Source organism: Bacteroides salyersiae WAL 10018 = DSM 18765 = JCM 12988, assembly GCF_000381365.1.
Lineage (GTDB): Bacteria > Bacteroidota > Bacteroidia > Bacteroidales > Bacteroidaceae > Bacteroides > Bacteroides salyersiae.
The window spans coordinates 2,247,944-2,264,437 of record NZ_KB905466.1 but is presented as its reverse complement, the minus strand read 5'-3'; the positions used below and the strand labels follow the sequence as shown (position 1 = coordinate 2,264,437).

At 38.7% G+C, this 16,494-nt stretch carries 7 protein-coding genes; 4 read left to right on the top strand and 3 right to left on the bottom strand.

What is annotated here, in order from left to right:
- Positions 1-42: 42 nt before the first annotated feature.
- From HMPREF1532_RS08435 to HMPREF1532_RS08420, 4 genes are all read left to right on the top strand, one after another.
- Complete coding sequence (locus HMPREF1532_RS08435; protein ID WP_005927672.1) at positions 43-3,087, top strand: SusC/RagA family TonB-linked outer membrane protein; 3,045 nt, start codon at positions 43-45, stop codon at positions 3,085-3,087.
- 17 nt (positions 3,088-3,104) lie between these two features.
- Entirely contained in the window at positions 3,105-4,598 is a 1,494-nt protein-coding gene (locus tag HMPREF1532_RS08430) for a RagB/SusD family nutrient uptake outer membrane protein (RefSeq protein WP_005927669.1), read from the top strand.
- A gap of 82 nt (positions 4,599-4,680) precedes the next feature.
- Positions 4,681-9,804: a chondroitinase family polysaccharide lyase gene (locus HMPREF1532_RS08425; protein WP_005927666.1), complete on the top strand. Its 5,124-nt coding sequence runs from the start codon at positions 4,681-4,683 to the stop codon at positions 9,802-9,804.
- Between the two features lie 382 nt (positions 9,805-10,186).
- Positions 10,187-11,017, top strand: a complete 831-nt coding sequence (locus HMPREF1532_RS08420; RefSeq protein WP_005927663.1) for a hypothetical protein — start codon at positions 10,187-10,189, stop codon at positions 11,015-11,017.
- Between the two features lie 19 nt (positions 11,018-11,036).
- On the opposite strand, the gene HMPREF1532_RS08415 is transcribed toward HMPREF1532_RS08420, so the two are convergent.
- From HMPREF1532_RS08415 to HMPREF1532_RS08405, 3 genes are all read right to left on the bottom strand, one after another.
- Entirely contained in the window at positions 11,037-11,969 is a 933-nt protein-coding gene (locus HMPREF1532_RS08415) for a lysophospholipid acyltransferase family protein (RefSeq protein WP_025819122.1), read from the bottom strand.
- A gap of 324 nt (positions 11,970-12,293) precedes the next feature.
- The gene (locus HMPREF1532_RS08410; protein ID WP_005927657.1) at positions 12,294-13,418 is read right to left on the bottom strand and encodes a glycoside hydrolase family protein; all 1,125 of its coding nucleotides are present in this window, start codon (positions 13,416-13,418) and stop codon (positions 12,294-12,296) included.
- Positions 13,419-13,436: 18 nt separating this feature from the next.
- Positions 13,437-16,475 carry a chondroitinase family polysaccharide lyase gene (locus HMPREF1532_RS08405; protein WP_005927654.1) on the bottom strand — a complete coding sequence of 1,013 codons (3,039 nt, stop codon included), beginning with the start codon at positions 16,473-16,475 and terminating at the stop codon, positions 13,437-13,439.
- Positions 16,476-16,494: the final 19 nt, after the last annotated feature.

Genomic DNA, 16,494 nt, shown 5'->3' with positions numbered 1-16,494 from the left:
CGTTCTTTGTATTTCCTTTTAATAATTTAAAATTATAACACTATGAAGAAAGTTATTTTATTGTCGATGCAGTTTGTCTGTTTTTTTGTTGTCAGTTTTCTATTGACACAAACTACGTTGGCACAAGGGAACTCTACTGTGACAGGTAAGGTTCTTGATAGTCTCGGAGAAAGTGTAATCGGGGCGTCCGTTTTGGTAAAAGGGACTACAAGCGGTACGATTACGGATATTGATGGAAATTTCAAGTTGGATAATGTACCTTCTAATGCTACATTGGTAATTTCTTATATTGGTTTTAAAACTCAGGAAGTGAATGTTGCAGGTAAGAAGAGTTTTACCATACAATTGGTTGACGATACACAAGCTTTGGAGGAAGTTGTGGTTGTCGGATATGGTGTACAACGTAAATCAGACTTAACTGGTGCTGTTGCATCTGTAAAAGGTAGCGAGGTTCTGAAAAATGCTCCTGCTGCTGATATAACTTCTTCATTGCAGGGGCGTTTGGCGGGTGTAAGTATTGTTTCTTCTTCTGGACAACCGGGATCTTCTTCTACTATTCGTGTACGTGGTATGAATTCCGTGCAGGCAGATAGCGGTCCGTTAGTAGTAATCGATGGTTTTATTGGAGGTTCATTAAGTTCATTGAATCCTTCGGATATTGCTTCTATTGAGGTTTTGAAGGATGCTTCTGCTACAGCTATATATGGTTCTCGGGGTGCTAACGGTGTAATATTGGTAACAACCCGTAATCCGGAAGCAGGAAAAGTAAGAGTAGAGTACAGTGGTTATGTGAATTTTAAGACCCCTTATAGTCTTCCTGATGTTATGGCTCCAGGTGATTTTGCAAGAGTGGCAAATGAATATGGAGCGGCACTTTATCCGGCTACTGATACAGGGGAGCCGTATCGCTTTTATTCTGATGAGCAAATTGCCGCTTTTGATAGAGGTGAAAATGTATATGATTACGTAGGGAATGTTTTCCGTGATGTTGCTATTGAGAATAACCATGAACTCTCCATCTCTGGCGGTAGTGAAAAAACTAAATTTTTATTTTCTGGAAGTTATAATAATAATCAAGGTACTGCTAAAAGTTCAAGTGCAGATACCTATAATTATCGTTTAAAGGTTGATACTGAGATTAAATCATGGCTAAAGTTTGGTGCTAATCTTTGGGGTAATTATTCAAAAAGCCAGGGTCCTCGTTTCAGTCAGTATCGTGGAGTATTGATAGAATCTTTAATATTCCCCAATACTATTTTGCCTAAAGATGAAGATGGAAATTATAATAATGCAAATTTGACGGGTCCCCAATATAATCCAATGGGACATATTTGGGAAATAGATACTGATGGTTATAAATATACTTCTCGTATACAAGGTTATGTTGATGTAACCCTTTTGAAAGGTTTGACTTTCAGAATGACGCAAGGTTTTACTTTTGGAGATAATGTATCTCGGTCAACTTATGGAAGAGATAGTTATACTACTGTGATGGCAAATGGAGATAAAACAAGTGCTACTGCTACTAGTACACATAATTATAGTTGGACCAATCAGAATATTTTATCTTATGTGAAAGAATTTAATAGAAATCATAGAATTAATGCTACGGCTGTGTTTGAGCAAATGTATTCTGATGACTTTATTCATAAAACTGAAGCTAAAGGCGGGTTAGTATCAACGATAATAGGTGCTAATAATACAGCTTTAGGTGATGTGATGTATGCTTCCGGTGAAAGAACGAAAACAGCAATGATGTCTTGGATGGGGCGTGTGAACTATGTACTTATGGACCGATATATGTTGACGGCTTCTTGGCGTTATGATGGTTCTTCTCGTTTGGATAAAGATAATAGATGGGAACAATTCCCTTCTGTTGCTTTGGCGTGGAATGCAAAACAAGAAAGATTCTTGCGTGATGTCAATTTTTTGAGTCAGTTGAAACTTCGTGTTGGCTATGGTGAAACTGGTAATCAGGCAGTAGAACCATATTCGGCATATACAGAATTAGAAGCTACTAGAGATGCTCAGAATCATTTAGCTTTATCTACTAAACGCATCGGAACTCCTAATCTGAGATGGGAAAGAACGCAACAATGGAATGGAGGTATTGATTTCGGTGCATTTAATAATCGTTTGACTGTATCATTGGACGTATATCATAAGTTGAGTAAGGATGTACTTTTAGAGGTAGATGCTCCACATTATACAGGTTTTTCCAGTAGATTGGAGAATGCTGCCCATATCCTGAATAAAGGTTTTGAAATAACGATTGGAGCTGATCCTATTGTATCTAAAGATTTTAATTGGAATACAAATATTACTTTGTCTCATAATGAAGGCACTATTGAGGAACTTTATAGTGATAAATCTTATATGGTTATTAGTGGAAATTATGAAAATAAATATTTCCGTAATGTAAAAGGGAAAAAACTGGCTACAATGTGGGGATATGTAAGTGATGGTGTATGGAAATCTTGGGAATTGGCGGATGCTCCTGCCGGAACAGAAGCCGGATCGTATAAGTTTAAAGATATTGATGGGGTTGAAGGTATTACAGAAGATGATCAAACAGCTATTGGTAATGGCCAGCCGTCTTTCCAATGGGGATGGAATAATACATTGACTTATAAAAATTTTGATCTGGGTATATTTATTATGGGAGTACACGGGTTTGATATTTATAATTATACACGGGAAGCTCGTTTTGCTACTAATGGACTTATTAATTTAGGTCCTAATCCGGAATGGGCTAATCGTTGGACTCCTGAGAATGAAAATACGGATATTGTAGGGTTTGTGAAGGGAATTAATGCTTTGACTCCTTCCTCTCAGTTTGTGGAAAAAGGTGATTTTGTAAAGGTGAAAAGTATAACATTGGGATATTCTTTGTCGAATGCAAACCTAAGTAAGGCAGGCATTAGTAAACTTAGAATTTATGCATCTATCCAGAATCCATTCTTGTTTACGGGATATTCTGGAATTGATCCGGAGGTAACATTGAAAAGTCCACTGACTTCTGGTATCGATTGGGGATATTATCCTAATGGACGCAACTATTTGATAGGGCTTAATTTCGCATTCTAAAATTAAAATTACAAAGTATGAAAAAACTAATTATAACATTTGGGATTAGTGGTATATTGCTTACCGGATGTGTTGATTTGCTTCAGGAGCCTTTAAGTTTTCCTACACCTGAGAATATTGAATATACAGAAGAAAATGTGACAAGTTTGGCAAATGGTTTATATACTTCTCTTTGGGGAGGTAACTATGCATACAATTGTCGTACGATATTAATGGGGTTGGGAGCTGATGATGTTTCTTGTGGTTCTTATACTAAACGTGGTGTTCATTGGGATCAACTGCATGTCGATATGGCGAGTATGGAAAATGACTTCATGACAATGTGGGACAATATGTATAAGTTGATACAAGGAAGTAATCAGTTGATTGAGGGTCTGACGGCAACATCTTCAATGACAGAGGAAGAAAAGAAACAATATTTGGGTGAGGCTTACTTCATGAGAGCATTTGCTCATTTTAATTTAGTTCGTTGGTTTGGTGACGTACCAGCGTTTACCGATTCACAATGTGCTACAGATTTTTTGGGTAATTCAACAATTACTCGAAATAGTGTAGAAGATATTTATAAGAAATTGATTGTTCCTGATTTACAATTAGCAGAAACGTTGTTGCCTAACCGAGGTCGTGTTTCTGATGCTCCTAATTCTACGGTATCTAAATGGGCGGCTAAAGCTTGTCTGGCAGAAGTTTATTTGACAATGGCGGGTTGGCCGTTGAAACAAACTCAGTATTATGCAGATGCAAGAGATAAAGCTTTTGAAATAATAGAAGATGGTGGTTATGATCTTGTTGATCACTATGAGGATTTATGGAAAGAAGCTACTAAAAGTGATGATAAAGAACATATCTTTGCATTGAATCATTCTACGGACATGTACAGTAATTATGGTAAATCTTATTATATTACAGAAGAATCTACGTCGGCTTGGTCTGATTATGTAGCTGATTCCTGTTTCTATGAAAGATATCCGGAGGACGAGCGTAAAGAGTTTAACTTTATAGATGAATTTATTATTAATAGAAGGAAAGTTAGCTTTAAAAATACGACAATGAGATCTCCTGCTATTAATAAATATCGTGATTATGGAGGCGTTAATTCTGCTCAGTCGTTGGGTATAACACCTATTTATCGTTATGCTGATGTTTTGTTAATGTACGCCGAGGCTCAGAACAAGGCGGATCATGGACCCAATACATTTGCTTATGAGCAGATCAATAAAGTTCGTAAACGTGCTATGGGTGGTATTGATAATCCCTTAACTCCGAATTTGGATGAAGAAGAGTTTGATAAAGCGGTATTTGACGAAAGAGGTTGGGAATTCTTTTGTGAATTTAAACGTTGGTTCCAACTCGTCAGAACGGAAAAGGTTTGGGATGCCAATCAGTTCACTCCAAGAATAAAGGAAGGGATTGATAGCTATGGTGTGACTAAAGATAATAGAAATGTTTATTTGATGCCTCTTCCTTCTGAGGAAGTACAATCTTGTGGATTTACCCAAAATCCTCGTTAACGATTCTTACGTTTTTTAGAAAATAATTCGAAGAAGTTATCCTTTAATGAAGGGTAACTTCTTCACAAAATCAATAAAATTTATGAAAAACATTTTCTTAACACTGTCCTTTTTGGGCTGTGCCGGATTAGCCTCGGCATGGTTTGCTCCTAATGCGGTAATGTGGTATGAAGAGATGGTACAGACCTCACAAACTTCAACTACAACTGTAAATCTGATAAAGGATTCTGGCTTTGATAATGCTGATTTTACGAAAGTATTCGATGCGGAACCTTATTTATATGGTGAATGGTTAACTTATAAAGATGCCAAAGAAACGAATGTTACTTCTTATGATATAGTAGATGATCAGGAGAGAGGTAAAGTTGGATCTTTTACAGGCAAACCTTATTCTTGGTATACTTCATTTTTTGCGCAGAGGATTGAAACCGTTGCTAAAAAAGGAATCTATAAACTCTCTTTTTGGGGAAAATCGACAGATGGAGGTAAAGCTAAAGTTTTTATTCGTTTGACTGACGCAAATGGAAAAGATGTGCAGAAATTCTTTATTAAAGAAACCGGTAAACCGGCTGATCCTTCATCTAAATGGTATGGCTCTTACTACAATACTTCACTTACTTCTACATGGGCAGAATATTCTGTAGAATTTGATTTTACCAAGACGATAGGTAGTATGTACAGCGTGCCGTTGAGTGATGCTGTTGATGCGGATGAGACTGATCTGACTAATTTTAGTATTTGTTTTCAAGGTGATGTTGCTGATAAAACGATTTTGATTGATGATGTACAATTGGAATTAGTGGAGGATTTATCAGAACCGGATCCGGAGACTCCAACTGAGTTGATTAAAGATTCTGATTTTGAAAATGCAGATTTTACTAAGACATTTGATGCGACCCCAGTTGTTTTCGGCGAATGGGTAACGTATACAGATGCTAAAAATGAGAAAAATAATATCAGTTATATTGTTGCTGATGATGCAGTTAGGGGTAAAGTCGGTTCTTATACAGGCAAACCTTATTCTTGGTATACCTCATTTTTTGCACAAAGAATTGAAACTACTGCTAAAAAGGGAATTTATAAACTTTCTTTCTGGGGTAAATCGACAGATGGAGGTAAGGCCAAGGTTTATATTCGTACCACGGATGCCGGTGGTAAAGATGTACAAAAATTCTTTATTAAGGAAACTGGAAAACCTTCTGATCCTTCATCAAAATGGTATGGTTCTTTTTATAGTACAGCTTTGACTGCGGAATGGGTTGAATATTCTGTTGAATTTGACTTTACAAAAACGATTAATAGTATGTACAGTGCACCTTTGAGTGACGCTATTGATGCCGATGATATTGACTTGACTGATTTTAGTATTTGTTTTCAAGGTGATATCGCAGATAAGACAATATTAATTGATGGTGTTTCGCTTACTCTTGTCAAAGATATGTCTGATCCGGAAGACCCTGACCAACCAGGTGAAAACTTGGTAAAGGATGCAGATTTTGAATCTAATCCAGATTTAACTTTACAGTTGGAAGAACCTACTGTTTGTGGACAATGGGTTGCTTATAAAGATCAATATGAAACAAATGTTGTAACTATTGGTGTGAGTGACGATACAACACAAGGTAAGGTGGCTGCTATTACTGGAAAAACTTCTTCTTGGTATACGACAGTTTTATCTCAGCGTATTGATGGTACTGTTCCCCTTGGGATTTACCGCTTTTCATTTTTGGGACGTTCGGATGACGGTGGCCAATTAAGAGTTTATACACGTGCTACGGATGAAAATAATAGTAATGTAAATAAGTTCTTTATCAAGGAAACTGGGAAACCGAGTGATCCAACTCAAAGTTGGTACGGATGCTGGCAAAGTTTTACTTTAACAGATACATGGAAAGAATACTATGTGGACTTTAACTTGTCAAAGACTGCTAATAGTATGTACCAGTGGACATTTGATCAAGGGATTGTGAAGAATGCAACAGATATTGATTTGACTAATTTGAATATTTGTTTTTTAGGTAATAAGGAAAATGCCACAGTTTATATTGATAATGTAAGTTTTGCGAAAATTGCTGATATTGATGATGAAGATCAGAAGTTGATTATTCAATATGACTTTGAGGAAACGGTAGTTCCTACGGAATGGAAAGCTGTAGGAAGTGAACTTAGTCTAACTAAAGAGCATTTTAAGAAAGGAGTGCAGTCTTTATGTTGGGACGCTGCTGATAAAGCAACAGTGGAGATTGGGTTTAGTGATAATTTGACCGTTAGTGATCAAAATGCAGCATTCTTTAATATCTATAGTATGAATGCTAATAATGATACTATTTATACAGAGTTTCTGGATGCTGACGATGAAGTTGTGAAGAGAGCTACGATTCTCGTAAACTTTAAGGGATGGCGTGAATTTAGTCGCCCATATAATGAATATGAGAATAAAGCTAATGGAAAAGTGAAAAAAGTAAGATTTACTTATGCTGCAAAAGAGGGCGATGGGCAAAAGATATTTTTTGACAATGTAGATTTTAATGCTGTAGTGGATAGTAAACGTCAATATCCGGACATGATGGTATTGGATGCAGCCTATCTCAGTGAAGATAATTCACGTTTGTTGAAGGTGTATGCTTTTGGCGCAGATATAATCCCGGAAAAGGCAACTGATATGGAAATAAGTGATTTCAATACATTGAAATTGGGCTTTGGTAGAACCCCAACTGGTAATACCGGTAAGATCAGGGAGTTGCTTAGTAAAGTTTCTGCAATGAATATTGTGAGAAATAGTGATGGTACTGTGTCTGGTGATGTGATGCCTACTCCTAAAGAGTTGACTTTGGATTATTTAAATGAGTTATCTTCTGATGTTGAAATTTTAGCTGCATCTATTAGTAACCAACAGGTAAAAACTGCATTTAATAATCTGGTTGATCATATAATAGATCAAGGACTCTTATATAATTTCAGTGGACTTACTTATAGTGATTATACAAATGTAAAAGCAATTCCTGCAGGTTTCCTTAATGCGATGAATGCTTATACGGAAGCACAGAAAGTTGAAATTATCAAAGCAGTGAAGTGGATTGTGGAATTTAATTTGGCTTATGCACCATTAGAATACACGCTCCCTAACCAGAGTTCAGATTATATTTATAATTTCTTGCCACATTTGTATGGATGTGCTGCCAATTATCCGGATCAAGATGTAGCAATTGAAAATATGAAAGCATTAACGAGATTGTTAGAGAATGCTAGTGAATACTCTCCGGGGTCGAATGATATTTTGAAGCCGGATGGAACGGGATTCCATCACAACACCCATTATAATAATTATATGTATGCATATAGAAGTTGGGTAGAATATATAGGAAAACTTAAAGGTACTTGCTTCAGAATCAACCAGGATGCATATGAACGTATTAAAAAAGCGGTAGTATCAATGTATATCATGTCTACAAAATCTGAAGATGGCAAGATACAACTTTCTGCCAATAGTTTGGCTGGACGCCATCCATTGGTAGGTGGTACAGAAATGACTTTTACAAAAGACTTGTTCAAGACACTGGTAGAAGTTGGTGGCGATATTATGGGTACTGGTATTGACTCAGAGTTAGCTTCTCAATACAATTATTTCTTTATGGAAGATTTCTATTCTGGAGTCAACAAGGCAGATATGGATGGTTTCTATCAATTTAATTATAGTCCGGCCGGTATTTACCGTCAGGATAATTGGGTGGCTACCATGCGTTGTCCGACTACAAAATTCTGGGGTGGTGAGATTTATAGTAAAACGAATCGTTTTGGTCGTTATCAGGCTCATGGAACTCTTGAGATAATGTATGACGGGGCTATGGAGAATTCCGGTTTCCCGAAAAAAGACAATGATAACAGTACAACTAAAGAAACTGGTGGATGGGATTGGAATGTAGAAGCCGGTTCAACTACCGTACATTATACTTCGTGGAAAGAAATGATGCCGAATAAGAATGTAACCGATCGTTTCGACCAATATTCCAAAACGACGAACTTTGCCGGTGCATTGGCTTGGAAAGATTGTGGTATGTTCGGAGCAGAATTTGATCAGGATGATTCTTGGGGAAGCCAGCGTTTCACTCCGACTAATCTGACCTTTAAAAAGTCTGTATATGCATTTGATGGAATGTTGATCAGCTTAGGTAGCAATATCTCTGCATCCGGTTCGTATAGTGATGATATGATTACTGCAACTAACTTATTCCAGGGTATTGATTCTGATGTTAGTGGTGATCTGATAATAAATGGTGAGACAATGCCGGCCGGTGCGGAAGCTAAAACAAATGATTCGTCTGCTGATTTATGGATGCTAACACCTCAAGGTACCGGTTATTTCGTGCCGAAAGGAAACGATCCGATCGTTATTAAGCATGGTGAACAAGAGTCTCCTAACGAGACAGGTGACAATGTGGATAGTCCTGTTACTGTAACTGCTGCTAAAGCTTATATTGATCATGGTGTAAAGACTTCCGATAAAAAATATGTATTTGTGGCTGTTCCGGCAACGAATACTACGGATATGACTCAATTGGCTGCTAAGATGGCTAATAATGGCGGGGAAATTTTTGAGATAAAAGCTCAAAATGAGAAATTGCATGCTCTGACTTACAAGCCTGCTAATGTTACAGCTTATTCTATCTTTACTGCTATGAGTGATTTGAATTTCGGTTGTGTGAAATCTACCGGTTCAGAGATGCTGTTGATGGAAAAACTGGATACTGAAAAGAAAACGCTTTCATTAGCTGTGGCGAATCCTAATTTACGTCCGAAGGATGATGAAACTTATGGTTGGGTAGCTACTCCTACAGAGACAAATATCGTTGTCGATGGAGAATGGGTATTGAGTCAGGATGTCGATGGAGTTGTAGTTACTCCTCAGAGTGATAATACGACAATGATAACCTTGACCCTTGCCGAAGGTGAACCGGTGTACATTGAACTGATTGATAAAGACGCCGTGGGTATAGGAAATGTAGAGCAATCTGTACAGACCAAAGTTTATACGGCAGGAAACGATGTTTTCGTTGTGAATGCTGTAGGAACGGCAGTTGTGTATGATGTTGCCGGACAAGCCGTTAAAACGGTTGATGTAGATGGTACGGCACGTTTCACTCTTGAACAACAGGGATGCTATATCGTGAAAATCAATGATAAAACGGAAAAGGTTATGATTCGATAACCTTTCGATTTCGTAATTCTTCTAACCTATGATTGAAACCGGCCCGAAAGGGTCGGTTTTTGTTTTTATATAACCTTGTTATTGTTATTACAGATATGTTTTTAATTTGATATTGGATACGTGTTTTTATCATATTTCTCTTTCTAAATATCCCCGATGAGAATGAAATGGTTAGTTGTTAGGTGTCAAATTTTACAATTGGATACAATGATAGATGAATATAAGATGAAATTTATTTGTTTTTCATCTATATTTTATAATATGTTATTGTTTTAACTATCTTTGTAAAAAGATATTGGATTTGAATGTTTGTAGTGTTTTTATACAATAATAAAATATATAAAAACAATGATGCTGATTTAATTTTTTGAAACATTTTACAATGAAGAAGGTTTTCATTACATATGGTGATCAGAAGTATAAAGATTCCTTGCAACGGATAAAAAAAGAAGCGGAGGCATTGGAGATTTTTGATGAAATTCATCTTTACAACGATAAATTACTTCCGGATTTGTTTCAAGAATATGTAAGACAATACGAAAGGGGAGGCGGGTATTGGTTATGGAAACCGTATGTTCTTTTTGATGCTTTGAGCAAGGTTGATGAGGGGGATATCATTGTGTATGCTGATGCCGGATGTACTTTGTTGAGGCATACGGATTGGAAAGACTATTTTCGAATACTTAAAAGAAAAGAGGCCATTTTCTTTATAACGAAGGGCAAGAACAAGAAATGGTGTAAAAAGGAAGTATTTACTTTTTTCAATCCGAATAATAGTCTGTGGAGAAATGCCTATCAGATACAAGCTACTTTTTTCATGATAAAAAAGACAAAAAGTAATGAAGTGATAAAGCGATGGTATCAATTGGCAACAACCCATCCTCACCTGTTTATTGATATTCATCAAGACGAGCGCTTTAAGGAAAATCCTTCTGTTAAAGAACATAGGCATGACCAGGCAGTGTTGACCGGTTGTATTTGCATGTCGAAAGATTTGCGACGATATTATCTGATACCGGAAAGGATGGAAAAAAGACTTTCGGGTGGGCAGGCAGTATTGGCATCCCGAATTTCAGCAGAAGGTATCCGTGGGGCAGACATGAGCAGCCCTGTGGAGAACCCATTTGTAACTTATATCAATAAACTGACGGAAAATCCATTGCGGAAATTCAGAACATTGCTGTTTTTCTATTTAAGCCGTATTTCCGTATAGACGGCTTCTTGTCACGGAATTAAAGCCGGCTAAGTTTTTTTTCCTGTATTTCTTTCGGATAGAGCTGATTATATATTTCACGTGTACGTTTCCAGCGTTTATGCGACCAAAGCCAATATGGCGGTTCGCGTTGAATTGTTTTTTCCAATAAACGGAAATATTGTTCAGTTACCTGAAATTGGGGCAGGTTTTTCGCTGAGTCGGCTATTTTTAGAAAGCGAGCCTTGTAATATCCTCTTTGAGGACGGTATACGTCCAGATAAAAGATTACACAATCTGCTATTCTGGAGATTCGCTCAGCACCGGTAAACACCGGTGTGTCATGATTAAGGAAATCTGTCCAATAATGGATGTTATTGTATCCGGGAACTTGGTCTGATATGTAACCTACGATACTTTTTTGCCCCCTTTTTTTCCAGCCTAAAATGGTTCGGAAAGTGTCGTCCATTTGTATGGATGTAGCTCCGAAGCGTCCGCGCATGTATAGGAAAAGCTGGTCAAAAGCCTTATTCTCCAATGGATGATAAATTTGTGCGCTAATTCCTGCATTGCCCAAATGCATAGGAAGCGAACTGATCCATTCCCAATTACAATAATGCCCTAAGTATACCGAACAAGAACGACCTGCTTGGAAAGCTTCTGTAATCTGCTCGATTCCTTCGAAATGCATTCGTTTCTGCATCTGTTTTTTACTCATGGAGAATAATTTCACCGTTTCCATCAGATAATCACAGAAATAAGAATAAAATCTTTTTTCAATGCATAAAATCTCATTTAAGCTTTTCTCCGGGAATGAAGAGATTAAGTTTTGCCGAACGACTTTCCGCCGGTAACGGATGCAATAATAAAGAGGAAAATAAAGCAAATCAGAGAATATATAAAGCAATCTCAATGGCAATAAAGAGATGATATACCAAAAGGCAAAAATCAAGTAATATAGAGAAGATTTCATACAGCCGAATTGATCCATAAGATTCTATACTTCCGCTTGAATTGGTTCAACAGAACCAAACAAGTATAACCGAAATTTGAAATATCGGACAAAACTAAAGAATATTTCTTATACGGACAACCCTTTGGTGTTTTTATTTGGCTTTAATTGAATGAAAACTTAACATTGTATCTTCGATCTCATTTTTCGAAAGAAGTGTATATCTTCTGATTTTATGTTGATATAGCTCGTTTCTTACTGCCTTTTTGTAGAGAAATAAAGGTAACCCAAAAAGATCTTATGACTCTCTTTCTGGGTACGAGGTGAATTCGTTTTTTTGTCTTGCTATTTTGCAATCGGAATTACCATGTTCCATGACCGTGTTGCATTATCAAATCCTCCGGGACCATCCATTGTTGCGAAAAATATATAGGCAGGTTTGTCATTTTCAAACAAGATGAACGGGCGTTCTAATTGTCCTTGAGTTGTAACTGTGCCATCTTCCCATTCCACGGTTTTGGAGTAAGCTTGTGCATCCTTATCTACTGTCCAGCGAATAGCATCTTTGGAGTGTGCCATTGCTCCGGCTTTGGATTCAACCGTATATTTTCCTACATGGTCTTTGAAGATGATATGATATCCTTCTTTATCTTTCCATAGGAACGGATCTTCGGCTTCTCCCTGGCCGTTTACTTGAAAGATGGGCTGATTGTTGTTCTGCACTTCATAAGGGCCTTCTATGTGTTTTGCTTTAGCGATTCCTAATGCCATATCAGAGTATTTGTCATTACCGATATATTCTCTTCCTTTAAATATCATTGTTACCGATCCGTCTTCTTCTACAATAGGAGAGGGGTTTGATGTCAGAAAACTATAAAAGGTGTTGGGCTTGGTCTTCAATATGGGTTCATCCAGACGTGTCCATGGGCCGTAGAGTGATTTTGATTTGGCGATGCCTACTCTTTTATTGCTACGGGCCACGATGCACCACGGGCTTTCCAATGTAAGTTGTTCGGCTGTAGGAGTGTCAAAAGGGTGGGTAGATCCCATATAGATCAAATAATAAGTATCTCCGCTTTTTAAAATTCGGGGATTGTGAGCAGAACGTCCGTCCCAATATTGGGCACCTCTTTCTTTTAATGCAATGTCCGAGAGCTGGTAAGGTCCTTGTGGAACATCGCTGGTTGCATGTACGATTTCCGAAGCTACCATCCATCCCGGATGGAAAGGAAGAGACTTAGGAAAGCGGGATACGAACATATGGTATTTGCCATCTTCTCCTTTGATGACAGAACTTCCCCATATCCACCAGCCTTCACATTCGAAGGCTGGTGTTTTGTAGGCTTTCCCGAGTTTATGAAACAACGGGTTTTGTGATTCTGCTTTTTTTTGTTGTACCTCTTGCAAGGTTTGGGCATATAGGGCAGTTCCTATCAAAAGATATGCGATAAATAAGATTTGGCTTTTCATGTTTTACTTTGTTTGATTTTATTTTTTGTGAAGCTTTATTTCCAAACTTGCTGCATCCGTACAAGTGAATTCCAATACGGTTTTTTTGTTATCCGAAGAGAGGATTTTGCAGTAAGGAGTTTTGTCCATTTCCCACTTTCCTTTCAGTTCGATATGTACTGGTATGGGTTGGCTCGGGTTTCCTATCCAGGGACGGGAATAAATGCTGCGCTCGATACGTTTTCCCTTTTCATCGTATATATCGTCTGAAGGGCCCCGATACAGTGCGAGGTCCGGTTGGCATACGGTGAGCACTGCTTCTTTTTTATTCTCACGTAATAAGATGAGACAGGAAGTATCTGCTTTCTGTATGAGTCCTTTTGGCAGTGCGTCCGGAGTTTCGAATAAAACATAAGAGGTCGTATTACTTTTCAAATCGCGTACGATGTGTGCATTACGGTCTTTTTGCAGTACTTTGTACGACGGCTTTTTGGCAAATGCACTCATCTCAGCCTGGTTGGTGCAGGGAAGGATGGCGTATTCATAAGAAGCGTTTTGGGGAGCTTTCCCATGGTCAATGGTTAGCGAAACCCAATCTCCTTGAGTCTTTTCGCCGGTGTTTTGCATACGGGAGTATTGCGGGAAATTTTTTTCGAATTGGGTTGTTACAGGAGTGTAGTAGCCTGTTCCGACAGGGTCTATCCAGTATTTTTCATTTTCTTTATAGTTCTTCCAGAAATTGCGGTCGGCATCGCTTTTTACGGCAAGCTGGAAGATGGTTGTTTCCGTAGGGTATTCACTGTTTGTATTTTTGATATCCGAACCAAGACATACGATTGTTCCATCGAAGAAATGGAATGATTTACGGGCACGATGGGAACCGTTGTATTTATCATGTTCGTGAAGTTTCATCCCGAATGCTCCGTTGCGGTGTTCTTGTGAAATCCCTCCTGCGAATGCTTCGTCTGAGTACAGCATTTCTTCATATCCTGAGAAAACATCTACATTGAGGATGTTGGCTTCCAATTGGTCTACCGGGAGATGGATGGCTGTTGTGCCCGGTATGCGTCCCCAGTCGAATCCTTCTTCCTGCCATCCTCCACTGGTAGAGGATACCTCTTCTCCTTGGGGAGCTGTCATGATTTGCAAGCTGCCATGAGCCAGGTAGCGTCCGAAAAGGTTTGCACCCCGGTAATGTTCGGCAGCCCATAAATAGCGGGAATGTCCGCGGGCTACTGCAGACCAGTTGTTGCGGCGTTGTACCGATACACAGGCATATCCCATTGCCTTATTTCCTTCGGGAGTTTGTTCCGGGGTGAATCCTTTAGCGGACAGCAAGTCCGTAAATAGTTCTTCCTGTTTACTGCGTTTATAGGGCTTCTCTGTCAGGCGCAAATAAGCACCGGCCATGGCGGTATCTATTTCTTGGTGTCGGTCAGGAGAACCGGCGAGAGCCATAATGGCATAATGGCTGGGAATTAATTCTCCTTTTCCATTTGGATGCCGGCCGGACATGGAGAGAGGAAAACTCCGTTTGTTGCAATAGAAACGCATGGTGAGAAGTACTTCTTTGACCGTTTGGTGGGCCAATTCAGAAACGGCGAATCCTGTGTGACTCAATAGATAAATCATATTTGTAGCTCCTGTTAGTCCACCTGTGGCATATGCCGGATAATTGTTGCAATGATGATAGGCAGAGCCGTCTGCTTTAAAGGCATCATTCAAACCTTCTGCCGGTAAACAGCCGTTATCGATCCAACGTGAAAAAGATTTTAGATATTGTACTTTTTCCGGTGTGTCTTCCATAAACAGGATGCTGGCGATACGTCCGGTACTGAGGGTATTGAAGAAGTCGATATCAATCCCTGCTGTTTGGGGTTTATTGTATACGTCGTTCACTGTCGAGTACCAGAGCATTGCTTTTTCCGCTTCTTCTTGTTTACCTATCTCTTTGAATACTTCTTTCATCAGGAAATAGGCGGTGAAGAAAGTACGGAAACTATAACCGTAGTGAGTGATATTGCCCAAACAACTGCCATAAGCTACTCCCTGATCTGTGATATGGTCGTACATGGCTATGAACATTTGTTTAAGCACTGCTTTATCTTGAGGATTTGTTGTATTGTTATAGGCTACGGCTATTCTGTTCATCAGATTGAAAAAACTGCTTACATCCATATTGTTGGCAGCCATTAAGTTGCCTTTCCAATTCGGGAGGATACGTTCGTAGGCTTCGGCTGCCCGCCCATAAAAGAGAGGGAGTCCGGCAACTTTTCCGTCTTTGTATACGATGCCATAATGTTCGTAAGCTTTGCGTAAGTTGGCTATTGTTTGTGAGGTAACTTCGCTCGGAGGACAGATTATTTCTCTTAAGCGTTTTTCTATGATTTCAATTTCTTGTTTCTGAGTGTTGCTGACGGTTGCTTCCAATGGAATATCCGGAGTCAGTCTGGAATATTTCAGAGCGAACAACCAGTGATTACCGGTCTCTTTGTTCACGAATGGAACTTGCAAGTCGGCTGTCTGGTAGCGATGATCCATTTTGGCAGCGGTGAGCAGATGGTCGATATAAATCTCCCCTGCCACATCGGGAGCTGTGATCCGTATTTCGTTCATACCTTCTTCCGGAGTGCCTTTCATGTCTCTTTCGTAAGAAACCCAGGCAGCACGCCATCCATGAAAGTTCAATCCGAAAGGAAATGAGCTACAGGTCTTTCCGTCTTTTTGAAATTCGAATTGAAGCGTTTTGTCTATCGGTTTTTCGTTATATATCCATACCACAAAGACTGACAGATATTTGTCCGTTCCTGTCGGATCTTTCTTTTCAAATTTCAAATCCTTATGGATAATAATGCTTCCTCCCGGCTGGAATTTCCATTGGAGCGATTGTGTACCGTCTTTATAATGTTGACCGGAGATAGATAAATCAGAATGAATACCGGCGACGAATGAAGGTACTTCTGTTGATTCGAAGGACAACAGTCTGTCATGTTTCACTAATTGGGCTGATAGTAAAATCGGGCTGATGGCCATAATGGTGGCGCAAAGGCCATTTTTGAATGATTGATATTTTGTCATATGAATAGGGCTTTAGTGA